Here is a 23,315-nt window from a genome sequence, read left to right on the forward strand (position 1 = left end):
TCTACTCTCTGAAACTTTTCTGCCAGAGGTTAGACCTTTTTACGTATTCAAGGCAACATCATACCCATTAAATGGGGACGGTCATAACTGAAGTATTTAACAGGCTTGCCGAGAGCTTTTTCCTTATCCTATTATTCCACCGAAATCTTCACAACATCATCCAAATATTTCGTCGTATTATAGCCATAAATCTCCAGCCATTTTGGAATTACATCCTCTCCAGGGTTATTACTGTGCATTCGGATGTTCTGAACTGTAAAGAAATAGCGGGGCTGCTCGATTTCTTCAAATGGAAAATGTCTCTCATTAATATCGTATTTTTTTCCGCTTTTATCCACGAGGACACCTTCTTGCTCCATCTCCATTGAACTATTTTCGTTCTCATCCTCACCCAAGATATTGAAGTTTAGTAACTCAAATGCTCGATTCTCAACTTCACGATCGCTTATGACAATATTGGCAGGCTGGCCAATTTCCACCTTTTCAAGGGTGATGGTACTGCCCGCATATTCTAAGGTTTGAGGATAGTCCTTAGAGGCATCCAATTCGACGGTTTTTCTGTCTTCCACTGTTAATTGAGCAGATTTTAATTGAATGTTGACCTGTTTTGGTTTTTCCCCATAAAGCGGATCAAAGTATGCTTGAAAAGCAATCCAATTCATGTCTAGCTCTGGATTCATGAACAAGCTGCCATACCGATCTGCTTTCACTATTTTGTTGTTCACTTCCAGATTGTCAAAGTTAATAACATCAATCCGCTTTTCCGGCTGTTCATGATTAATGCCAAATTGCAGAATCGTCGCCGTCGGAGCAAGGATTAGTTTATTAAATCGAACGGGAATCCCCTCGATTTCTGCTTCTTCATCCAATGCATATTCGATAGCGGGCTGCTTAGTTACAGGAATCTCAAAATTCCACTCTCCCGTTTTAAAGTCGATGTTCTCGTAAGGATTAATGCCATTCGAATCAGAGGAATTACGAATCAATTTCTGCAGCTTTGTGATCTGGAGTTTGATTGTCCCTTTATCCGATGTAAGTGGCAGCAAACTCATCTTTCCTTGATACACATTCTTTTTGTCCTTATTTACATCCGATTCAAGGTCTAGAGGATAGTACCTTGGAAACATTTCACGGCTCATGATTTCATGCTCGTTCTCCACAAAAACTCCATCATTATAATGCATGACGTATTGATTGTCTGTTGCTGTATCTTCTATTTCATAAAAAACAAGCGTCTGAACATGATCAGCAACGGCGCTCTTAATTTTAATTTTCACCCCATCGCTTTCCGCTACCAGGTCCAGTCTCTCACCGAGGTCCTGTTGCAAAAAGGCGCGCAATTCCTGATCTTCTTCTGTCCATGTATAGTAGAGGTTGGAAAAGGTCCCTGCAATAACTTCTATACCTATTAATAATGCAATAACACCTGCTAAAACAAACCCCATTCGTTTACGTTTCTTGAACTTCAGTTGTCTCTGCCTTTCCTTTTCTGCCAGCCTAGCTTTGACGTTACCCATGAAATCGGATGGCACATGGAAATCCGCCATCTTTTCTGTAACACTTGACAGGGTTAACATGATCTCCTGTAAGGAAGCCAAATCCTCCTGACAGTGTTGGCAATGATAAATATGTATCTCTAATGCAACCTTTTTTGATCTCTCTAAGGTTCCTTCTAAGTAATCGAAGTAATCGTTATGATACTCACTACACCCATTAAGAGTTGGTCTATACCCCATTTCTTTTCTAAGTGTCTGGATTCCAGAAAACATATGCACTTTCATCTCTTCCGCTGAAACTCGAAGAAGCTGCGCCGCATCCTCCCGAGATAATCCTTTTATATATGTAAGGGCCATTGCTTCCTTCTCATGTTTTTTCAATTGATCGAATGCTTTAAATAAATCCTTATGTTGTTCGCTTTCCTCTGAAGCTTGTAAACTTCTATCCTCATGAAGCTCATGGCAGGTATTTATAAAAATTGACGTTACCCACGTTTCGAATGTTGTTACATTTTTAAATCGGGGAAACTCCTTGTAGACTTTTAAAATGGTCTGGTAAAAAAGCTCTTCCATTTGCCGCTGGCTCCTAAAATAGGACCAACCCAAAGCATAGAACGACTCTTTGTGGTGACCGAACCAGTCGATGATGGATTCCATGCCTTTTTCTCTTATCGTTGTGATTGAAATGGGATCTATTTTTGCTGGGATCATAAATAATTTGTCCCCCTCTAACATTCTCTTTATACCAATAATATAGTGAGAGGAAGTGGTTGACAATAAGTGGTTCAAAAGCGGGTATTTTATTTTGAATTTGCATAATCAAATCCCGCATAGCCCAAAGCTTCAACCGCTGTAGCACTTCCAATTTCATGGAAAGTACCTAACGTTTTCTCGCCGTTTAACATTTTTTCTTTCAATTTGTTTTTCATTCTTTATTACCCCTCTCAAAACATTAAATAGATTGTTAGTTTTTTACATTCTCCACTCATAACATAAAAGGAAAGCGATTACAAGAACATGCAAAAAAGACATCCCCCTGCACTGGACGGATGTCTTTTTATATATGGGGTACTGGTTCTTATCTTTTTCTAGGGGGAACTTTTTGTAAAAATCATTCTGGAAACAAGTCGGAAGATAGATACCGTTCCCCTGTGTCAGGAGCCAAACAAAGGACTCGACCTGTTGAAGGCAAGTTTTTTGCTATCTCGACAGCAAAATAGGTGGAGGATGCTCCAGACGCACCTACGAAGATTCCTTCTTCTGCCGCCAACCGGCGTGCTGTCTTTTGGGCATCTTCATCCTTTATGAGCAAAATTTCATCATAGATGGAGCGATTTAAAATTTTTGGAATAAAACCCGGACCTGTACCTGGGATTTTATGAGGTCCGGGCTCCCCTCCTGATAAAACAGGGGATCCAAACGGTTCCACGACATAAATTTTCAAGTCTGGAATCTGCTTTTTTAGCTCTTCCCCAACCCCTGTCACCGTTCCTCCTGTTCCTGCTGTCAACACAAGTGCGTCCAATTTTCCCCCGAATGCCTCTAAAATTTCAACTGCAGTTGTTTCACGGTGTGCATCAGCATTTGCACTATTCTCAAATTGCATTGGAATAAAGCTATCTGAAATGGATTCAGCCAATTGGTTCGCTTTATCAATTGCCCCTTGCATTCTTCTATTCGCTGGAGTGAGGTGGACTTCAGCGCCATATGCTTTTAAAATTTTCACACGCTCAGCCGTTGCATTATCAGGCATTGTAATGATGCAGCGATACCCTTTGACTGCACATACCATAGCAATCCCAATCCCAGTATTTCCGGAAGTCGGCTCAATGACCGTGCTTATTCCCGGAATCAGTTTGCCCTCTTTCTCTGCACGGTCAATCATACTAATGGAGGCGCGGTCTTTTACACTGCCCCCTGGGTTAAAGGATTCCAATTTTATATATACCTTTGCACCAGATGGGTCTGGTAATTTGTTTAATTTCACGATTGGAGTATTTCCAATTAAGTCAAGAACCGAATCATAAAGTTTCAATTTACTTCACCTTCAATTTTTCCAAATGTTTGATGATTGGTGTCAAGTTAGCTTCCCCAAGCTTTTTTAAAAAATGTCAATATCTATCAATATTCCAATTCCAATAAGTTTAGTTGGTTATGATTATACTATTATACTTTGCTCAAAGAATCAACCTTGTTTTTTGCACAAGGGAAGGGCTTAGCATATTCACTAAGCCCTTCATTTGGATTTATTGGTTACACCCCAAAACCATCTGGGACACACTGCATCAAGTGTATGTAACTCGGTAGTATCCAGAAAATACATATTTTATTAGCGAACTGTTTTAAGGGTAGTTGCCCATAAAATTAATTGACCTAACATTTCGTTCACTGTACCTTCATGCATGTCGGCTGGTTTGAATGTTTGGCCATTTTCAAAATCGGTAAATAAAGAAAAATTGTAAAAAATCAACGACCAAATTTGAGGGGAAACTGCCTATTATAATTTAAGTTGCACGACACACTCCGAGTGTATGTGACAACACATGAGATGCTGGTGAGAACCTCTGTCTTTATGTATTTGCTTTATAAAACTCAATCATGTTGCTCTTGTTCTTGTTCTGGTGCTTTTCAAACAGCAATAATAAATTCTGAATCATACGATGGAATCCACTCAGATATTCCCTTATTAAAAAGGAGACCCTTAAGATGAGCTTAAGGGTTCCTTCTATCGATGATTATTTTGTTTCACGATGTAAGGTACGTCTCTTTAAACGCGGGGAGTATTTCATCAGTTCAATCCGGTCTGGGTTGTTTCGCTTATTTTTAGTTGTAATGTAATTACGGTCCCCTGTTTCTGTACATGCTAACGTGATTTTTACTCTCATTTTTAGTTCCTCCTGGGTTGATTGATTTATTTATGCGGAAACTGTAAACGCTGGAAGAGGATCGTTAAAGGCTTCCCAGTCCATTTTCATCTCTTCTTCTGTTAATAAGCATTGATCTAATGAAGACTCAATTTCATCTCGGTTCATATTAACACCGATAAAAACGAGCTCTATCATTCGATCACCAAACTCTTCATCCCAATTTTCCAAAAGCTCTGGTTCTTCCAACAGAATTTGCTTCTTTTCATACTCAGGGTAGGCCGCCAGCCATTCTCCTGCCCCCTGCAGCATAATTGATGGTCCTGCCTGTGACAACAATCCAGTCAAATCATTACGAGTTGGCAGCCAAAAAAAGCCTTTCGCCCGAACGACGTCCACTGGCCAATCCTCTAACCACTGCATCCATCTTTCAGGGTGAAATGGTTTCCTTCTACGATAGACAAAGGATGAAATACCATATTCCTCTGTTTCAGGCGTATGCTCCTCCGTTAATTCCTTGATCCACCCTGCCCCTTGACTGGCTTCTTCAAAAACAAATAAATTGGTATTCAAAAATTCGTCTAGTGATACTTTTGAGTAGGAACTTTCAATAATTCTTGCCTCCGGATTCAGCTTTTGCAAAATCGCTTTTAGCTTACCTATACTCTCTTTCTCCACTAAATCAATCTTGTTTACGACCAACACATTCGCAAACTCAATTTGATCAATTAATAATTCGACGACTTCACGTGTGTCTGATTCATCTGCTCCTTGCTTTCGATCAAGAAGACTTTCACCTGATGAAAAATCATGCCAAAACCGATACGCATCGACTACCGTTACCATCGTATCCAGCCTGCAAAAATCGGATAAGTTTATTCCCAGATTTTCATCAACATATGTAAAGGTTTGCGCAACAGGAATTGGCTCAGAAATACCCGACGATTCGATTAGAATGTAATCAATATCTCCTGCTTGAGCAAGCCTTTCAACCTCAATCATTAAATCCTCTCTTAACGTACAGCAAATACAGCCATTTTGCATCTCGACCAATTTTTCATCGGTTCGTGAAAATCCTCCCTGTTTAATCATTGCAGCATCAATATTCACTTCACTCATATCATTGACAATGACGGCAATCTTTTTATTCTCGCGATTTGTTAATACATGGTTTAATAAAGTTGTTTTCCCGGAACCCAAATAACCGCTGAGCACTGTAACCGGTATTTTTTTCGTCATATCTTCACCTCGTTTTTAAATCAAAATCATTTCGATTTGCGTGATATACATACCCTAATTCTCTTGACTTAAGTAAATTCTCTTTTAAATCGTAATAGTTACGATTAGTATCTTATAAAAGATTGACATGGATTGCAAGTTTTTATGGAACTTTTTTTCTTACTTAGAAAACGTTAGTTGAAATAAAAGAATCATATTTTCATTTACAAGTTCATAAAAATATTATAGAGTATAAAGCGTAATGGTTACGATTTAAATTAGATTGGAGAAGATAAAAAAATGAAGATTAATCGATTCGTTTCCGCTTCTGTTTTCGCGTTAAGTCTTATAGTATCCGGTTGTGGAAACAGCGAAACTGTAAGTAAAAATGAAGATAAAAAGGATAAAGACAAATTAACCGTCTATACCACTATTTATCCACTTGAGGATTTTACTAAAAAAATTGGCGGCGAGTTTGTCGATGTGAAAAGCATTTACCCTCCGAATGTGGATGCCCATTCGTACGAACCTTCCACAAAAGACATGATCAATCTAGCAAACTCCGATTTATTTATCTATACAGGTGTTGGGATTGAAGGATTTGCAGAAAAGGCATCTGAAGTATTAACAAAAGAAGATGTACAAATTTTAAAAGCCGGCGAAGGACTTGAACTGATAGAATCTAGCCATTCCGATGAACATCATCATGATGGCGAAGATGGCCATTCTGATGAACATCATCATGATGGCGAAGACGGTCATTCTGATAGTGAACACCACGAGGATGAACATGGACATGCTGAGGAACACCTTAGTGAAAACAGTGAGTCTAGCGAACATCACGAGGATGAACATCATCATGGAGATGTCGATCCCCATGTTTGGTTAGATCCAATCCTTGCTATTGACCTAGCCAATAATATTAAAATCTCGTTAAGTGAATTGATGCCGGAGCACAAGGCAGAATTTGAAACCAACTTTAATCAGCTAAAAGACGAGCTAGAAAAGCTAGATCAAGAATTAAAGACGACGATTGAGAGCTCAAAAACGAAATATCTATTAGTGGCACATGCTGCCTATGGATATTGGGAAAAGCGGTATGGGATTGAACAGATTGCTATTGCAGGTTTATCCCCTACTCAAGAGCCAACCCAGAAACAATTGCAGGCCATCATTCAAGAATCAACGGAGCATAACATCCATTATGTCATCTTTGAGCAGAATGTCACACCAAAGGTAGCAAAAATCATTCAACAGGAATTAGGTGCAAAGTCCCTTACCCTTCATAATCTTGAGGCTATAACAGAAGATAATATTAAACAAAATGATGACTACTTCAGCATCATGCGCAAGAATGTAGAAACGCTTAAGACCGCTTTAAATGAGTAGGAAAGGTAGCAATCCCTGCCACAGCATGACAGGGATTGCATCTTTATTCATTCATAATCTATCAAAAGTGATAATAGATTAATATGGATAAATCTATTTTTGGGAGGTTTTTATGAATCGAATTCTTCGCAACCATGTCATAGACTTTACGGGAATGGTCATCATTGGCTTTGCACTCATGCTACTAACCTTAAGCACCCGCTTTCAAATGCCCTTCAAGCTTTCTCCATCCTTGCTGAATCTCAACACGATCTTTCTAAGTATTTTAATAGAAGCTCTCCCTTTTGTTTTAATCGGCGTTCTTATCGCTGGCGTCATCCAAGTATTTGTAACAGAAGAGCATATAAGGCGTTGGATCCCGAAAAATCGGTATTTGGCTATCATGATGAGTTGTGTGATTGGCGCCCTTTTCCCTGCCTGTGAATGCGGGATTGTCCCCATCGTCCGCCGGCTTGTTGGAAAAGGGGTGCCCATTTATGCTGCTATCGGATTTATGTTGACTGGCCCGCTTATTAATCCCATTGTCATTGCGTCTACCTATATGGCTTTTGGAAACGATATTAAAATTGCCAGTTTGCGGATGAGTTTAGGTTTTTTTATAGCAATCGTGACAGCATTTCTTGTCAGTTTGTTTTTTAAGGGACATCAACTAAAAAAGACCACCGGCACAATCCATTCTCACTCACTTTCTAAAAAGGAAGCTTTTTCAAAGAGATTTTGGGACATGCTGATTCATTCCATTGATGAGTTTTTTGATATGGGAAAATATTTGATCATCGGTGCTTTTTTAGCGGCATTTGTACAAACCTATCTGCCGGCGAAAGCTCTGTTGGAAGCCGGAAGCGGGACGGTGTCCTCCGTTGCGATTATGATGGGCTTAGCCTATGTTTTATCTCTATGTTCAGAGGCCGATGCCTTTATCGGTGCTTCCTTCAGCAGTCTTTTCCCTACTTCTGCGATATTAAGTTTCTTAATTTTCGGCCCGATGATGGATTTAAAAAATACGCTTATGATGCTAAGCGTATTCCGTATAAAGTTCGTAATTAGCGTTTTGGCGTTCATCATTTCTACTGTCTTTATTACAATTATGCTTGTGCAGGGCTTTATATAAGGGGGGGGAAACGTGATATTCCATGTTCAACAAGCGATTAGAGCGTTTATTTTGCTCGCTTTTTCCGTCATGCTTTTTAAACTCCATTTTTCAGGTGAAATGACTAAGTTCATTAATCCTAAATACGAAGGATTAAGCCAATCTGCTTCCGTATTATTTTTAGTTTTGTTTATTATCCAAGTCACAAGAATCTGGACCGCTAGGGAACAAGATCACCTTCACCATAACAATTGTCATCAGGATGCCCATGACTGCAGCCACGACCATGGCGATTCGCCATTTAACACAAAAAAACTAATCGCTTATCTAGTCATTGTTTTTCCGTTAGCTACCGGGTTCCTCCTTCCCGCCAAGGTGCTTGATGCCTCCATTATGGATAAAAAAGGAGGTATGGCAGTTTTAACAAATCAAAGGATCTCAAACGAGGAAAAGAAAGAGACTAATATCCAGGAATTTTCAGCTGTGAATCCTGAAGAAATCGGAAGTTCCAAGGAGATAACAAAGGAAGAATATGAGCAATTAAAACAGAACTTAATAGAGAGTACAACTATTGAGTTGAATGATGATGTTTATTCAACTTACTATGATGAAATCCATTTGGACGTCCAAAAATTCAAAGGAAGAGAAATTCAATTAAAAGGATTTGTCTATAAAGAAGACGGGCTTGAACCAGACCAGCTTGTGATCGCGCGATTTTTAATCACCCATTGTGTAGCAGATGCCGGAATTATTGGTTTTTTATCTGAAATCCCGGAGGCTTCTGCACTTTCACAAGATACATGGATTGAAGCAAAAGGATTTTTGGATACCACAACTTTTAATGGAACAGAACTTCCTGTTATTAAAATTACCAACTGGAAGGAAATTAGCCAACCTAAACAACCCTATCTCTATCCTATTAGTATAAGAATTTTATAATGGTACTCCTAAGCTATTCTGTCCAAAATTTGATGATACAAGAGGATTTCTTTTTGGTTCAGCGCCTAAGAGATAGAGGGATGCTTTCATGAGCGCCAATCACCTCCCTTTTGCAACGTGAAAAACCGAAGGTCTTCAGGAACTTTACCTGGGGACCTTCGGTCAGGATTTCGGGTGATTTATCTCGTTTTTTCTCCGCTTTTTCTCATGCATTTGGAACACTCTTTTATGACGGTGAGAAAGGTTTTTTATAAATCGGAAGTGTTTAAAGTTCGGTTACATTATAATTTAAGTTGCACGACGCACTCCACGTGTGTCGTCATTGGGAACATGTCAACCGGCTGGACTTCCAATGTCTTGTAACCTCCGTCTTCCAGGATTCTGAGGTCACGCGCCAAGGTGGCAGGGTTGCAGGAGACATAGACGACCTTTTTCGGCTTCATCTCAATGATGGTTTGCAGCAGGGCTTCGTCACAGCCCTTGCGTGGCGGGTCCACGACCAATACATCGGCCGCATTGCCCTGCTTATACCATTTTGGAATAACTGCCTCGGCTTCGCCAACAGCAAATTCCACATTGTTCATTGCGTTTAGGGCCGCATTTCTTCTGGCGTCCTCGATTGCATCTGATACCACTTCCACTCCGAACACTTTTTTCGCCTTCTGCGCCAAAAATAATGAAATTGTCCCAATGCCGCAATAGGCATCGATGACGTTTTCCTCCCCTTTTAAATCCGCATACTCTAACGCCTTTTCATAAAGCACTTTCGTTTGAACCGGATTAACCTGGTAAAAGGATCGTGTTGATATGGCGAACTTCACGTCGCCAATATAATCATAAATGACTTCACTGCCCCATAGGACAGTCGTTTTTTCGCCAAGAATGACATTGGTCCGCTTCGAATTGACGTTGTGTACGATTGATTTAACCTTTGGCAGGCGGGCTGCAATTTCCTCCACCAGCCTATTTTTTTGAGGAATCTCTGATGTTTTCGTGATGATTACGACCATCAGTTCACCGGTCTGTTTTCCGAAGCGAGCCATAATATGCCGTAAAACGCCTTTATGAGATTCTTCATGGTAAGCGGGAATCTTGAGTTCATTGCATATTTCCTTTACAGCCTGTATCGCCTGATTCACTTCAGGCAGTTGAATCAGGCTTTCATCAGTATCGACAATTTCATGGGTTCTTGGTTTAAAGAATCCGGCAATCAGTTTGCCATCCTTTTCACCAACAGGGACTTGCGCTTTGTTTCGGTAATGGAACGGCGCATCCATCCCCATAATCGGATGCACGACTACCTCCTCTAGCTTCCCAATTCGTGCAAGCACTTGGCGTACCTGATTCTCCTTGTATTTCAGCTGGCCCTCATAGCTGATGTGCTCTAGCTGGCAGCCTCCATATTTATGTTTTTCACTGGAAGGAATATCGACACGGAAAGGGCTTCGTTTGTACAGCTCAACTAGGCGTCCGACTCCGTAGCTTTTATTAACCTTAATGACCTTGACCTTTGCCTTTTCTCCCGGCAATCCATTGGGGACGAAGATGGGATAGCCATCAACCTTTGCCACTCCAGCCCCATCATGGGTCAAATCTTCAAAAACCGCATCTATGTAATCATTTCTCGTTACCGGCAATGTTCTGCTCATTATTTTCTTCCTTTTCTCGTTTTAACTAGCAAGATTGTAACACAAAGCAGGACGGATTGCGAAATCAGGGCAGATGCCTTTTTTTTGCGAAAAATGTCAGAATATTTTGGTTTTCAAATATAATGAAAGTGTATATGATTAAAACAATCTCATTGGAAGGAGTGAACCCTTGGTGAAAATGATTAAGCCACATTCCATCTCCTTGCTTCTCATCTTCCTTGCTTTTACCTTTTCACATTTTACACAGGGACCTCCTCAAAAACACCTTGTAACCAAAGCAATTATCTTCCTTGATGATTCGCAGGCAAAGAAGCAATCGGATGATGATAAGAAAAAAGCACCCGGCCTGCCGCAGTTTCTGATCCTTAGTATTGCCCTTACTGCAGCAACAAACCCTCCACGGTATTTTTCACAAAACACGACAAGGAACCGCAACTTTCTTACACCGGTTTTCCATCAATCCAATTATGTGATTTTTCCTCCCGCAGTCTAACCACAAAAAATAAGGGAGGAACATAATATGTGGCTTCGTTTTATTATGATTGGTTTGTTTTCAATATCGGCAGCAGGGATGCTTACCTATCAGGGAATCGAAATTTACCATGCCTTTATCGATTTCTTTAAGCAAAAATAACAAGAAAAGGAGTCCGTAACTGGTAAACCACCAGCCACGGGACTCCTTTTATTCTTTCATTGCTTCCACTTTCTCTTTGACTTCCTCAATATTCTTCATCTTGTTATCCCAGCACTTTTGGCTCAGGTCCACAGGGTAGTGCTCAGGATTCATGATCCGCTTGTACTCGTCCCAAAGCGCGTCAAGATTCTGCTTTAAGTATTCGCGAGATTCCTCCAGGCAAGGAATTTCATAGACAAGCTCGCCGTTCACAAAAATTTCTTCATGAAGCTCTTTTGCCGTAAAGTTCGTGACCACCTTGTTTAAATAGGTGTGGGTCGGATGGAACATCCGGAGCTTCTTCTCCGGAATCTTCTCAGCCTCCATCGCGATATAATCACCTTCGGCATGGTGATTCGTATTATTAATGATCCGGTACATTTTCTTGGCACCCGGAGTTGTCACTTTTTCCGGATTTGAGGAAATTTTAATCGTATCCTCCATTTGTCCGGCTTCGTTTTCAATCGCCACTATTTTATAAACAGCACCAAGGGCGGCCTGGTCGTAGGCGGTAATCAGCTTCGTTCCGATACCCCAGCTGTCGATTTTTGCCCCTTGGGCCTTTAAGTTAATAATCGTATATTCATCCAAGTCACTGGAGGCAAATATTTTTGCATTCTTAAAACCAGCTTCATCCAGCATTCTCCGTGCTTCTTTTGATAGATAGGCAAGGTCGCCGCTATCGAGACGAATCCCGATAAAATTAATTTTATCGCCAAGCTCCTTAGCCACTTTGATGGCATTAGGCACACCAAGGCGAAGCGTATCATACGTGTCGACAAGGAATACACAATCTTTATGTGTTTCGGCGTACTTATGGAAAGCAGTGTATTCATCTTTATAGGCTTGAACCATGGCATGGGCATGCGTGCCCGCGACAGGAATACCGAACATTTTTCCCGCCCTTACATTACTGGTGGCTTCAAAGCCGGCAAGATAAGCGGCACGGGTTCCCCAAATGGCTGCATCCATTTCCTGCGCCCGTCTTGTTCCAAATTCCATCGCGACTTCACTGCCTACAACCTGCTTGATGCGGGATGCCTTTGTTGCAATTAATGTTTGATAGTTCACAATGTTGAGCAAGGCTGTCTCAATCAACTGTGCTTCTGCCAGGGGAGCATCAACCCTCAGCATCGGCTCACCTGCAAAGACAAGCTCGCCTTCTTTTACCGACCGAATGGCTCCAGTGAAACGCATGTTTTTAAGATAGTCTAAAAAATCCTCCTGGTAGCCAACTTCATTTTTCAAATACTCGAGGTCATCCTCAGTGAAGCGGAAGCCCTGAATATATTGAATGACTTTTTCCAAACCGGCAAAAACGGCATAGCCATTTCCAAACGGAAGCTTGCGGAAAAACAAGTCAAAGACCGCACGTTTATTATGGATACCATCCCTCCAATACGTCTCTGCCATATTAATCTGGTAAAGATCCGTATGCAGAGTCAAGCTATCATCATGGTAAATGTGTTTCATAATCTACCTCCAAAGGGACTATTACAGCTTTCAAACATTATTACCAATAATACCATTAAAAAGACTTTTAAACCACTGTAGCCCCAAGAGATTGTTCAAAGTGTCCAAGTGCCCATTCGTGTCCAGCGGGATTGAAAGAGGCAACACCATCTTTGTAAACAACAATCTTGAAGCCTTTGTTATAGGCATCCACTGCGGTGTGGAGGACGCAAATATCGGTACAAACGCCGACTAGGTGAACCTCGGTGATTCCGCGCTCGCGCAGCTTGATTTCAAGGTCAGTACCTGCAAACGCTGAGTATCTTGTTTTATCCATATAGTGGACATTTTCTTTAAGTTTATTGGTTTCGTAAACCTCTTGAAGCGAACCGTATAAGTCCCGGCCGGCTGTACCGCGGAGGTTGTGTGGCGGGAACAGCTTCGTTTCAGGATGGTATTCGTCCCCTTTATCATGGACATCGATAGCAAATACGACATAATGGCCGTTATCAATAAATTCCTTTGTTAGCGAGGTTATTTTTCCTTCAATTTCCTGGCCCGGCTTTCCGCAAGTTAACGCCCCAGCATCATGCACGAAATCATGCGTGTAATCCACATTAATCAACGCTTTTTTACTCATTGCCCCCATCGCTCCTTTTTAAGTGTCTTTACTGCTGTCTTTAATTCATTATACACAGTTTTCCAACCAGCCGAAACATTTTCCACATTTTAAAAACCACAAAAAGGCCCGCCCCTCTAGCAGGAGCGAACCCATTCTTAGCTGTATCTCTGTCCTGACACCCAGTCAGTCGGCCGGTCGTTTTCCCGGATATCATCGAGCCGTACGAACACTTCCAAGTGACGATAAAGATTGGCAAACTCGGCTGGCAGCAGGCCGCCAAATTCCCCGTCCAGGTTCAACTGAACCTTCTCTTCGGAATGAACCTTAATTCGATTTGCTTTCGTGTAAATCACGTTAGGGTCATTGATATGCTCCCCACGAACAGCCAATGTGGCAACCCGGATAAATTCAGCAAGATTTACTTTTTTCAAAATTAACAAAGAAAACAGTCCATCGTTTATCGAAGAATCCGGTGCCAATTTTTCGAAACCGCCAATGGAATTGGTCAGTCCGACAAGGAACATCATCGCCTCGCCTTCAAACAGCTTCCCGTCATACTCAATCCTAAGCTCAGAAGCCTTAAAGGAAGGAAGCATTTCCACACCTTTTAAATAATACGCCAACTGCCCGAGCATCGTCTTCAACTTGCTCGGAACCTCATAAGTCAATTCGGTTATTCTGCCGCCGCCAGCAATATTAATAAAATATTTATCATTGATGCGCCCAATATCAACAGGAATGAGTTCGCCTTTTGTAATGATGTCAACAGCTGCCCCAATATCTCTTGGTATATGCAAGGCGCGGGCAAAGTCATTGGTTGTGCCCGCAGGAATGATCCCCAACTTCGGACGAAACTCCTGCTCAGCAAGGCCATTGACCACTTCATTGATCGTCCCGTCTCCTCCGGCAGCAATTACCACATCATATTGGCGTTCAACCGCTATCCGTGCGGCTTTGGTGGCATCTCCTGCACCTGTGGTTGCATGGCAGGATGCCTCATATCCAGCCAACTCCAATTTTCCCAAAATATCTGGCAGGTGACGCTTAATTAACTCGCGGCCCGAGGTAGGATTATAAATCAGTCTTGCTCTTTTCATTCACATCATCCTATTATCAAAATCATCAATTTACACGATACCACTTCTATATTCTACCAATTATCCTAACAGCTTACAATTATGTTAAATGGACGATCTTCTTATATAAACGTCCATCTTCTATAATACCTCTGTTTTATTATTTTGCAAAAAATATGGGAAGAAAAATACGCGATGAAGGAAGCGGACGTCTAATGGATGGGAATCTCCTGCAGATATGGTTTTGCTGCTCCTATCCGAGACGACATTTATCGGTCTTCTCTGAGGAATCTGGAGCAATTAGGAGCATATGAGTGGATTTTTAAGGATCCCAAGGCTCATTAACCTAGGTCCACTGGGAGACCTTCTCAGCCAAAATAATTCCAAAATATCAGATTTGTCCGATAAATAATTACCCCGTAAAATGGGAACCAAACCCTTTCTATCCAGTTCCCTTCCATATCTTGATTCTAAAAGGCTATTAATAAAAAAATTCAAGGAGGATGATGATGAGAAAAATAAAAACGATCTTTTTGCTTAGCTTGTTGATGTTATTATTGGCTGCCTGCTCAGTAACCACTTCGGGTAATGAAAAAATTTCTACCCTTGAAAAAGTCAAAAAGGATGGCAAAATCGTGGTGGGTTTCGCCGGCGAAAAACCATATGCCTACGAAGATGAAAACGGGAAATTGACTGGGGAAGCTGTAGAGGTTGCCCGCGCCATCTTCAAGAAGATGGGTATTGAAGAAATGGAAGGGAAATTAACGAAATTTAGCTCACTGATCCCAGGGCTAAAAGCTGGGAAATTTGATGTTATTACGGCAGGCATGTACATAACACCAACACGCTGTGAACAGGTTGCATTCGCCGAACCTGATTATTCTATAGGAGAAGCACTTGCGGTTAGAAAAGGGAATCCCCAAAATATTCACAGTTATGAAGACATTGCGGCTAATCCCGAGATCAAGGTTGCGGTCATGAATGGTGCAATTGAAATTGATTACCTTAAAGCAGCCGGAGTAAAGGAAAGCCAGATGGAATTCGTCACCGATATCCCATCAAATATTACCTCATTGGAGTCCAATCGCGTAGATGCCATCACGATGACAGGACCGACACTAAACGCCGCACTTGAAACAGCCAATGCAAAAAATATTGAGGTCGTGGAAGACTTCACTCAACCTGTTGTCGAAGGGAAAAGCGTCCGCGGCTACGGTGCCGCCGCCTTTAAACCTGGCGATGATGAAATATTAAAAGCCTATAACGAGGAACTGGCGAAAATGAAGGAATCAGGGGAACTCTTGGAAATCCTGGGTGAGTTTGGATTTACGGAGACAGAACTGCCTGGAGACACAACAGCAGCAGAACTTTGCAAATAGCCAAAGCCTTTTCCAGCTGTAAGGGGGGCGCTTCACTTAGCGCCTTCTGTCTGTAAAACTTAACTACTAGCATAACGGAGTGATGAAATATTAGTAAATATATCGATATCTTTTTAAAAATACTGCCAGGTGCACTCGTGACGATTGAAATATTGCTCGCATCCGCTGTTCTGGCGTTTGCCGTTGCGTTTATCGCAGGCCTGGGGCGTGTTTCGAGATTCGCTGTTATCCGCAGGGTTACAGCGGTTTATGTAGAGCTTTTCAGAGGGACATCATTACTGGTGCAATTATTTTGGATTTTCTTTGCCCTGCCGGCCTTCGGCATCCAATTTTCCGCTTTTCTAGCCAGCGTCGTTGCATTGGGGCTGAATTATGGCGCCTACGGGTCTGAAATTGTCCGCGGGGCGATTATCGCGATTCCAAAGGGACAGACTGAAGCCTCGATTGCGCTAAATATGACCAACTTTCAGCGGATGAGACTGGTTATTCTTCCGCAGGCTTTTCGGATGATGCTCCCGGGATTCGGGAATATTTCGATTGAATTGTTAAAAGGAACCTCGCTTGTTTCCTTAATCACATTGACCGACATGACCTATAAGGGATTAATCATTCAGAATTCTAACATTAGCTATACAATGCCTGTTTTTGTCACCTTATTATTCGCTTATTTCCTTGTGGCGCTACCGCTGATTATCCTGGCTAGAAAACTGGAAAAACGTTCTGCGAAGGGAGTGGCGAACGCATGAGTTGGGATTGGAATTTTGCCATTGAAGTGTTCCCTGAAATACTGGGTGCCATATGGCTGGTCATTGCGATTACATTCGGCTCTTTTATCGTTGCTTTAATTCTTGGACTTGTTCTGACTTTTGCAAGAAGATCAAGTTTTAAACCATTATCGCTGCTCGTTTACGCATTTATTGAATTTGTAAGAAGCACTCCCCCATTGGTTCAGTTATTTTTTGTTTACTTTGCCCTTCCTGCAATTGGCATTTCCATCAATAAATATACAGCAGGTATTGTTACACTGGGAATTCACTATAGTACCTACGTATCTGAAGTCTATCGTTCAGGAATCGAAGCCATACCAAAAGGCCAATGGGAAGCTGCCAAAGCGATGAACTTCAGTAAAACACAAACGTGGTTCCGTATCATCTTACCGCAGGCCATTCCTCCTGTTATCCCCATGCTGGGGAATTACTTGATTGTATTATTTAAAGAAACTCCGATTCTGATGGCAATTGGTGTCGGGGAGTTTTTACAAAAGGCACAGTTAATCGGTTCGACCCACTTTAAATATCTTGAACCAATTACAATTGTTGGCCTTTTATTCTTATTGCTGAGTTACCCCTCAGCACTATTGATCAATAGACTTGAGCAAAAATCCAACCAGGCATTTACCGGCAAGAAAAATCGCCGTTTAACCAATCAATTTCACTTAAAGTCCGGGGCGTAACTCCGCTGTATTTATCACATAGAAAGGAAGAGATGATGAGTATACCTGAAAAAAAACTAGAGGGGACCAGATTGTTCCCATTAAAACAAAAGAAAAATCCAATCGCGGCCTTTGAGAATGTCAAAAAAAATTATGATGATGTCCAAGTGCTAAAGGGAGTAGACCTGAACATCTCCCCCGGTGAAAAGTTAGCGTTAATCGGGCCCAGCGGATCGGGGAAAACGACAATGATCCGAATGCTAATGACGTTGGAAAAACCTTCTTCAGGACATATAAAAGTAGAAGGAAAATATTTATGGCACAAAGAGGTGAGTGGTGGATTAATTCCAGCCAATGAAAAACATTTACGAGAGATGCGCCAGAATATCGGAATGGTGTTCCAGCACTTCAACCTCTTTCCCCACATGACAATATTGCGTAATGTTACAGAAGCCCCTATACACGTATTAGGGCTTTCAAAGGAAGAAGCACATCAAAGAGCTGTTGATATGCTTCAAAAAGTCGGCTTGGGTGACAAATTGGATGCCTACCCTGCCCAGCTTTCCGGCGGGCAAAAGCAGCGGGTTGCCATTGCCAGAGCTGTTGTTATGCAGCCAAGGATCATGCTTTTTGATGAGGTTACTTCCGCCCTTGACCCTGAACTAGTTGACGAGGTCCTCCAGGTCATTAAGGATTTGGCAAAGGAAACGGATATGGCGATGATATTAGTTACCCACGAAATGGACTTTGCACGTGATGTGGCTGACCGGGTTGTTTTCCTTCACGATGGACAAATAGAAGAAGAAGGAAAACCAAAGGATATTTTTGAAAATCCCAAGAGTCCTCGATTAAAGTCGTTTTTAAGGAGATTCTTAAAATCTTAATCTATAAAAAAGCAGCGCCTAAGCGGCATCATAACCAAAATGGACGATAAAAGGCTTGAGCCCTTTATCGTCATTTTTTTATGGTAATCTTAAAATGCATACATTGCAATCATGCGGGATCACAAAGGGTTCTTCATCCGGCAGGGAATCGTACAGGTCCTTAAGCGCCTGTTTCCGTACCAGCTCCTCGAGTCCTGCAAGCCACGACACCGATTCGATCCGGTCTACCCAAGACTGCTTGGTAAAACTGACGGTATAATCAAGCTTATAAAAATCCCGAAGTTCGAGTCCGCAGCTCTGCCATTCCTCAAACCACTCGACAGGGAAGCCATTTATCCGTTGCTTGGCATCTGCCTTAGACCCTGCCGGTTTCAACCCGCCGGCTGCAAATTTGGATAGCACGCCAAAAGTTTTTTGAACAACCGTTGGCCCGGTTAAAAAACCCGAGTCGATTACGAGCAGCATCCCCTTAGGTTTTAGGATTCTTTTAATTTCAGTGATAGCCTGCTCGCGGTCAAACCAGTGCCAGGCCCGCATGACCGTGACTAGATCATACTGGGAATCTTCCAAACCGGTGGTTTCTGCCGTTCCTAGCCGGTATGGGATCGTATAGTTTTTGGTTACATTCAATGCTTTCGCCTGTTCTAGCAATTCATGAGAAGGTTCAATCCCGATGACATCGCCTTTTCGCATGGCGATTTTTCGAGTCAATGCACCTGTACCCGCCCCAATATCGGCAACCTTTTTTCCTTCAAAATTTATATTTCTGATAAGCAGGCTATCCATTAATGAGGTGGGAATATCTTCCCTTGCCCGGGCATAACTATTAGAAACTTGGCCAAAGTCTACTTTTTTCATATTGGCGCCTCTTTCCGATTCATTGTAAATTTTAACAAAATAATACCATTTAAATATGGTAGAATAAAAGAAAAATATTTTTCAAGGGAATGATTCTTATGTTTTGGTTGCTGCTCCTTGCTTCCTATCTTATTGGAAGTTTCCCGACAGCTTTGATTGTGGGCAGGGTATTCTTCGGGGTAGATATTCGTGACCACGGCAGCAAAAACCCCGGAGCCACCAACACGCTCCGAGTGTTAGGAAAAAAGTCGGCCATCATCGTCCTGCTGTTTGACCTTGCAAAAGGGGCGCTGGCAGCGTCACTGCCTCTGCTTTTTCAGCTTGATGCCGAACCATTATACTTCGGTCTTGTTGCCGTAATCGGCCATTGTTTTCCGATTTTCGCCGGATTCCGAGGCGGCAAAGCGATTGCGACTACTGCCGGGGCACTGCTGGTTTCCAACTTCCCGTTGCTTGTTATTGCCTATGCCTCATTCTTCTTAGTCATTTTTTTAACTAAATATGTATTCTTCGGATCCATTTCTGTTGGTCTGAGCCTGCTGGTATATGATTACTTTATTGAAAAGCTTCATTTTGAACTTATCTTTTTATTATTCCTTTTGTTATTAATCTTTCTGCACCGCTCAAATATCAGAAACTTCATCCTTGGAATTGAGCCTAAAATCAATGACAAAAACTTAATCAATGACCGGATTCCACCGAAAAATATTAAAATGTAAAACAAGGGGCACCTAGCTGAGACTTTTTTCAGCCTGGTGCCCCTTTTTATTATGTCATTTTAAGTAGCTGAAGTTAACTGGCAGGCCCTCTTATCAACCGGAACGTTGGGCTTTCCATGGCTTCGGTCGTTTTGGCGTTTTGGACCTCTCTTATTGACCGGGACGTCGGATTTTCCTTGTTTTCGGTCGTTTTGGACCGCTCTTATCGACCGGGACATCGGATTTTCCTTGGCTTCGGTCGTTTTGGACCTCTCTTATCGACCGGGACGTCCAATTTTCCTTGGCTTCGGTCGTTTTGGAACGCTCTTATCGACCGGGACATCGGATTTTCCTTGGCTTCGGTCGTTTTGGACCTCTCTTATCGACCGGGACGTCCAATTTTCCTTGGCTTCGGTCGTTTTGGAACTCTCTTATCGACCGGGACGTCCAATTTTTCTTGGCTTCGGTCGTTTTGGAACGCTCTTATCGACCGGGACGTCGGATTTTCCTTGGCTTCGGTCGTTTTGGACCTCTCTTATCGACCGGGACGTCCAATTTTTCTTGGCTTGGGTCGTTTTGGACCGCTCTTATCGACCGGGACGTCCAATTTTCCTTGGCTTCGGTCGTTTTGGAACTCTCTTATCGACCGAGACGTCGGATTTTCCTTGGCTTCGGTCGTTTTGGACCGCTCTTATCGACCGGGACATCCTATTTTCCTTGGCTTCGGTCGTTTTGCCAACTTTCTTATCGACCGGGACATCGGATTCCCCATGGCTTCGGTCGTTTATCGGTCCTTATTTTAAAAGTGCTGAAATAATGCTGTTTGCAACTGCTTGCCAAATCGCGGAATCGGTTTGGTACGTTTCGTTAAAGCTCTTGTACAGGGCAAGCTGCTTCTCCTGGAAATCCGGGGCGTCCTTATCAGGCAAGGTGGCACGCCCTTTGTCAACCCGCGCCTGGACTTCCGGTGCGCGCGGGCCCCATACGGCCACTTCGTTTCCTTCCTGATCGATAAAAATATAAATTGGGATCGCCCTCGATGTTCCGTTCGTCAAGTATCCATCCATCAGTTCAAGATTTTGGTCACGGAGCAGCATCCGTATCTCGATGCCTGCCACTTCAGCAATCGTCATCAGAATCGGATTGTTCAGCATAGCATCACCGCACCAGTCCTCAGTCAGGACAATGGCTCGCAAATTCTTAGATTTTAAGGCCTCCAGCTTGGTGCGGTCCTCCTCGGATAATGAGAACTTCTCATAAATCGATACCATTCCATCTTTATTTCTCGTCATGGCATTAATGTAGTCATCGGCCGTCATACCTTTTTCAAACCATCCATTTAAATCCTTCACCCTAAGCACCCCTTTCATTTACTTTTTATCATAGACAATTTGCTTAGGTGATACAAATGAACTGCCTTCCTAGGCTACCGCAAAGAAGGAGATTTATATTTATTTGTAGAAAAGGTTACACAACTAATTTTTGGAGGGATATATAATGGTTCAACAAAGAGTTAGTCTTCTTACCATTGGCGCATACAATCTGCCTGCACTCCGGGCCTTTTATCAATCACTTGGCTGGGAACAAACAGAATTCAGTTCAGACAATTACGCTGTTTTTAAAACGGCAGGTGTCCTGCTATCCTTATTTCCTGTCGCTGAGCTGGCAAAGGATGCCGGTATAGAATTCTCCCCATCACCTGAAAGATATCGGCCTGTTACTTTCGCCATCAATGTAGACAAACCCGAACAAGTTGACGATACAATTGAAAAAATCCGGGAGGCTGGCGGGAAAATTTTACGTGAGCCAAGTGATGCTTTTTGGGGCGGTCGCACAGCCTATTTTGCCGACCCCGAACACAACCTTTGGGAAGTTGCCTGGAATCCAAGCTCCGTCTTTGATGAGCGCGGGGCAATGATTTCTTTTTAAAATCAGTTACTTGAAATTGAAATAATTTCCCGAATCTAAGGTTATCTTGCCCGTTTTTCCATACTTCGACAGAAATTCGGAAATTCCCTTATCAACCAAACGTTTGGATGAATCAGCCTCTAACCCTTTTCAATAAAGGAAATTTTCCCGGGAAATTTCGTTGTTGTTGTCGAAGTTTGCATCGACATTTTTTTCGCAAAAAAAGCCGGCAGGAGAGAGTCTGCCGGCTTTTGTTTAACGTTTTTGTAGTTCCTGTTGCAATAGCTGATTGACCAACTGAGGGTTTGCCTGTCCCTTTGTAGCCTTCATGATTTGGCCGACAAGGAATCCGGTTGCTTTCGCCTTACCACCCTTGTAGTCCTCGATGGATTTCGGGTTGTTGTCCAACACTTCAGAAATAATCTTCAGAAGCGCGCCTTCATCAGAGATTTGCACAAGTCCTTTTTCCTTAACGATTTGTTCAGGGTCTCCGCCGTTTTCGATTAACTCTTTAAACACCGTCTTGGCAATTTTTGAAGAAATCGTGCCATTTTGGATGAGTTTAATCATTCCCGCAAGGCTTTCCGGTGTTAATGGAACCTGATGCAGCTCTTTTCCTTCTGCATTCAAGTAGCCCGACACCTCGACCATGATCCAGTTGGAGGCCAATTTAGCGTCAGCCCCATTATTAACAGTGGCTTCAAAGAAGTCAGCCATTTCTTTTGTTACTGTCAGTACCTTGGCATCGTAAACAGGGAGTCCCAGTTCCTCGATATACCGTTTTTGTCGCTCATCCGGGAGCTCAGGGATTTCCGCACGAATCCGCGCTTTCCAGTCTTCATCAATGTAGAGTTCAACCAAGTCCGGTTCCGGGAAGTAACGGTAATCATCGGAACCCTCTTTCACACGCATCAGAATCGTCGTTCCGGTTGCTTCATCAAATCGGCGTGTTTCCTGCTCAATTTTTCCGCCGGCAGAGACAACCTCACGCTGGCGCTTTTCCTCAAACTCGAGGCCTTTACGAACAAAGTTGAATGAATTTAGGTTCTTCAATTCGGTCTTTGTTCCGAATTCCTCTTGTCCAACAGGGCGAATCGAGATATTAGCGTCGCAGCGTAGCGAGCCTTCTTCCATTTTACAATCGGAAACACCAGTATATTGAATGATGGATTTTAATTTTTCCAAATATGCGTAAGCTTCATTAGGTGTGCGGATGTCCGGTTCGGAAACGATTTCCACAAGCGGTGTTCCCTGCCGGTTAATGTCTACTAATGAATAGCCCTTTTCATGGTTCAGCTTGCCGGCATCCTCTTCCAAATGAATCCTTGTAATCCCAATCCTTTTTGTGTAGCCATCCACTTCGATGTCAATCCAGCCATGCTCGCCGATTGGCTGGTCGAACTGCGAGATTTGGTAGGCCTTCGGGTTGTCCGGATAAAAATAGTTCTTCCGGTCAAATTTCGTATGAGTAGCAACCTGGCAATTTAACGCCATTGCCGCCTTCATTCCGAATTCAACGGCTTTCTTATTTAACACAGGCAGTACCCCAGGATAGCCAAGGTCAATGACTGACGTATTTGTATTCGGCTCAGCGCCAAAATGGTTTGGGCTTGCCGAGAAAATTTTTGAATCTGTTTTTAATTCTACGTGGACTTCAAGTCCAATCACTGTTTCAAAATCCATTCTCT

At 42.5% G+C, this 23,315-nt stretch carries 23 protein-coding genes; 11 read left to right on the forward strand and 12 right to left on the reverse strand.

Annotated elements, in window-relative coordinates:
- Positions 1–131: 131 nt before the first annotated feature.
- The 5 genes from M3234_RS17985 to M3234_RS18000 all read right to left on the reverse strand — a co-directional run bounded on the left by M3234_RS17985 (position 132) and on the right by M3234_RS18000 (position 5,599).
- Positions 132–2,207: a sigma-70 family RNA polymerase sigma factor gene (locus M3234_RS17985; RefSeq protein ID WP_262306032.1), complete on the reverse strand. Its 2,076-nt coding sequence runs from the start codon at positions 2,205–2,207 to the stop codon at positions 132–134.
- An 89-nt stretch (positions 2,208–2,296) separates the two neighbouring features.
- Positions 2,297–2,425 (reverse strand): hypothetical protein, encoded by a 129-nt coding sequence (locus M3234_RS29340; protein ID WP_285858522.1) that lies wholly within the window; start codon positions 2,423–2,425, stop codon positions 2,297–2,299.
- A gap of 182 nt (positions 2,426–2,607) precedes the next feature.
- Positions 2,608–3,531, reverse strand: a complete 924-nt coding sequence (gene cysK / locus M3234_RS17990) for a cysteine synthase A (protein WP_262306033.1) — start codon at positions 3,529–3,531, stop codon at positions 2,608–2,610.
- A 700-nt stretch (positions 3,532–4,231) separates the two neighbouring features.
- Positions 4,232–4,381, reverse strand: a complete 150-nt coding sequence (rpmG, locus tag M3234_RS17995; RefSeq protein ID WP_088090954.1) for a 50S ribosomal protein L33 — start codon at positions 4,379–4,381, stop codon at positions 4,232–4,234.
- A 30-nt stretch (positions 4,382–4,411) separates the two neighbouring features.
- Positions 4,412–5,599: a GTP-binding protein gene (locus M3234_RS18000; RefSeq protein ID WP_262306034.1), complete on the reverse strand. Its 1,188-nt coding sequence runs from the start codon at positions 5,597–5,599 to the stop codon at positions 4,412–4,414.
- A 279-nt stretch (positions 5,600–5,878) separates the two neighbouring features.
- Here M3234_RS18000 and M3234_RS18005 point away from each other — a divergent pair, with 279 nt between their 5' ends.
- The 3 genes from M3234_RS18005 (at position 5,879) to M3234_RS18015 (ending at position 8,996) form a co-directional block, all read left to right on the forward strand.
- Positions 5,879–6,967: a metal ABC transporter solute-binding protein, Zn/Mn family gene (locus M3234_RS18005; RefSeq protein WP_262306035.1), complete on the forward strand. Its 1,089-nt coding sequence runs from the start codon at positions 5,879–5,881 to the stop codon at positions 6,965–6,967.
- Positions 6,968–7,079: 112 nt separating this feature from the next.
- Positions 7,080–8,078 carry a permease gene (locus M3234_RS18010; RefSeq protein ID WP_262306036.1) on the forward strand — a complete coding sequence of 333 codons (999 nt, stop codon included), beginning with the start codon at positions 7,080–7,082 and terminating at the stop codon, positions 8,076–8,078.
- 12 nt (positions 8,079–8,090) lie between these two features.
- Positions 8,091–8,996 (forward strand): TIGR03943 family putative permease subunit, encoded by a 906-nt coding sequence (locus M3234_RS18015; protein WP_262306037.1) that lies wholly within the window; start codon positions 8,091–8,093, stop codon positions 8,994–8,996.
- A 281-nt stretch (positions 8,997–9,277) separates the two neighbouring features.
- Here M3234_RS18015 and rlmD read toward each other — a convergent pair whose 3' ends face one another.
- On the reverse strand, positions 9,278–10,645 hold the full coding sequence (gene rlmD / locus M3234_RS18020; protein ID WP_262306038.1) for a 23S rRNA (uracil(1939)-C(5))-methyltransferase RlmD: 1,368 nt from the start codon (positions 10,643–10,645) through the stop codon (positions 9,278–9,280).
- A gap of 172 nt (positions 10,646–10,817) precedes the next feature.
- Here rlmD and M3234_RS18025 point away from each other — a divergent pair, with 172 nt between their 5' ends.
- On the forward strand, positions 10,818–11,138 hold the full coding sequence (locus M3234_RS18025; RefSeq protein ID WP_262306039.1) for a hypothetical protein: 321 nt from the start codon (positions 10,818–10,820) through the stop codon (positions 11,136–11,138).
- Between the two features lie 189 nt (positions 11,139–11,327).
- Here M3234_RS18025 and M3234_RS18030 read toward each other — a convergent pair whose 3' ends face one another.
- The 3 genes from M3234_RS18030 to M3234_RS18040 all read right to left on the reverse strand — a co-directional run bounded on the left by M3234_RS18030 (position 11,328) and on the right by M3234_RS18040 (position 14,489).
- Complete coding sequence (locus tag M3234_RS18030; RefSeq protein WP_262306040.1) at positions 11,328–12,791, reverse strand: nicotinate phosphoribosyltransferase; 1,464 nt, start codon at positions 12,789–12,791, stop codon at positions 11,328–11,330.
- Positions 12,792–12,858: 67 nt separating this feature from the next.
- Positions 12,859–13,410 carry a cysteine hydrolase family protein gene (locus M3234_RS18035; protein ID WP_262306041.1) on the reverse strand — a complete coding sequence of 184 codons (552 nt, stop codon included), beginning with the start codon at positions 13,408–13,410 and terminating at the stop codon, positions 12,859–12,861.
- 137 nt (positions 13,411–13,547) lie between these two features.
- The gene (locus tag M3234_RS18040) at positions 13,548–14,489 is read right to left on the reverse strand and encodes a diacylglycerol kinase (RefSeq protein ID WP_262306042.1); all 942 of its coding nucleotides are present in this window, start codon (positions 14,487–14,489) and stop codon (positions 13,548–13,550) included.
- Between the two features lie 488 nt (positions 14,490–14,977).
- On the opposite strand from M3234_RS18040, the gene ehuB reads away from it, so the two are divergent.
- The 4 genes from ehuB (at position 14,978) to ehuA (ending at position 18,163) form a co-directional block, all read left to right on the forward strand.
- A complete protein-coding gene (gene ehuB, locus M3234_RS18045; protein WP_262306043.1) occupies positions 14,978–15,847 on the forward strand; it encodes an ectoine/hydroxyectoine ABC transporter substrate-binding protein EhuB in 870 nt (289 codons plus the stop codon).
- A gap of 89 nt (positions 15,848–15,936) precedes the next feature.
- On the forward strand, positions 15,937–16,593 hold the full coding sequence (gene ehuC / locus M3234_RS18050; RefSeq protein ID WP_262306093.1) for an ectoine/hydroxyectoine ABC transporter permease subunit EhuC: 657 nt from the start codon (positions 15,937–15,939) through the stop codon (positions 16,591–16,593).
- The gene (gene ehuD / locus M3234_RS18055) at positions 16,590–17,300 is read left to right on the forward strand and encodes an ectoine/hydroxyectoine ABC transporter permease subunit EhuD (protein ID WP_262306044.1); all 711 of its coding nucleotides are present in this window, start codon (positions 16,590–16,592) and stop codon (positions 17,298–17,300) included. The genes ehuC and ehuD overlap by 4 nt, the downstream gene beginning before the upstream one ends.
- 35 nt (positions 17,301–17,335) lie before the next feature.
- Positions 17,336–18,163 carry an ectoine/hydroxyectoine ABC transporter ATP-binding protein EhuA gene (gene ehuA, locus M3234_RS18060; RefSeq protein ID WP_285858523.1) on the forward strand — a complete coding sequence of 276 codons (828 nt, stop codon included), beginning with the start codon at positions 17,336–17,338 and terminating at the stop codon, positions 18,161–18,163.
- Between the two features lie 78 nt (positions 18,164–18,241).
- Here ehuA and M3234_RS18065 read toward each other — a convergent pair whose 3' ends face one another.
- Positions 18,242–19,021, reverse strand: coding sequence for a class I SAM-dependent methyltransferase (locus M3234_RS18065; RefSeq protein ID WP_262306045.1), 780 nt, complete (start codon positions 19,019–19,021; stop codon positions 18,242–18,244).
- A gap of 98 nt (positions 19,022–19,119) precedes the next feature.
- Here M3234_RS18065 and plsY point away from each other — a divergent pair, with 98 nt between their 5' ends.
- On the forward strand, positions 19,120–19,740 hold the full coding sequence (gene plsY, locus M3234_RS18070; protein WP_262306046.1) for a glycerol-3-phosphate 1-O-acyltransferase PlsY: 621 nt from the start codon (positions 19,120–19,122) through the stop codon (positions 19,738–19,740).
- Between the two features lie 116 nt (positions 19,741–19,856).
- On the forward strand, positions 19,857–20,522 hold the full coding sequence (locus M3234_RS18075) for a hypothetical protein (protein ID WP_262306047.1): 666 nt from the start codon (positions 19,857–19,859) through the stop codon (positions 20,520–20,522).
- Here the strand turns inward: M3234_RS18075 and M3234_RS18080 are convergent.
- Positions 20,514–21,038, reverse strand: a complete 525-nt coding sequence (locus tag M3234_RS18080; RefSeq protein ID WP_262306095.1) for a thioredoxin family protein — start codon at positions 21,036–21,038, stop codon at positions 20,514–20,516. The genes M3234_RS18075 and M3234_RS18080 overlap by 9 nt on opposite strands.
- A gap of 178 nt (positions 21,039–21,216) precedes the next feature.
- Here M3234_RS18080 and M3234_RS18085 point away from each other — a divergent pair, with 178 nt between their 5' ends.
- Positions 21,217–21,648, forward strand: coding sequence for a VOC family protein (locus tag M3234_RS18085; RefSeq protein ID WP_262306048.1), 432 nt, complete (start codon positions 21,217–21,219; stop codon positions 21,646–21,648).
- Between the two features lie 234 nt (positions 21,649–21,882).
- Here the strand turns inward: M3234_RS18085 and gatB are convergent, their stop codons facing one another.
- Positions 21,883–23,310 carry an Asp-tRNA(Asn)/Glu-tRNA(Gln) amidotransferase subunit GatB gene (gene gatB / locus M3234_RS18090; RefSeq protein ID WP_262306049.1) on the reverse strand — a complete coding sequence of 476 codons (1,428 nt, stop codon included), beginning with the start codon at positions 23,308–23,310 and terminating at the stop codon, positions 21,883–21,885.
- Positions 23,311–23,315: the final 5 nt, after the last annotated feature.

This window comes from Neobacillus niacini, assembly GCF_023715785.1.
Lineage (GTDB): Bacteria > Bacillota > Bacilli > Bacillales > Cytobacillaceae > Neobacillus > Neobacillus niacini_E.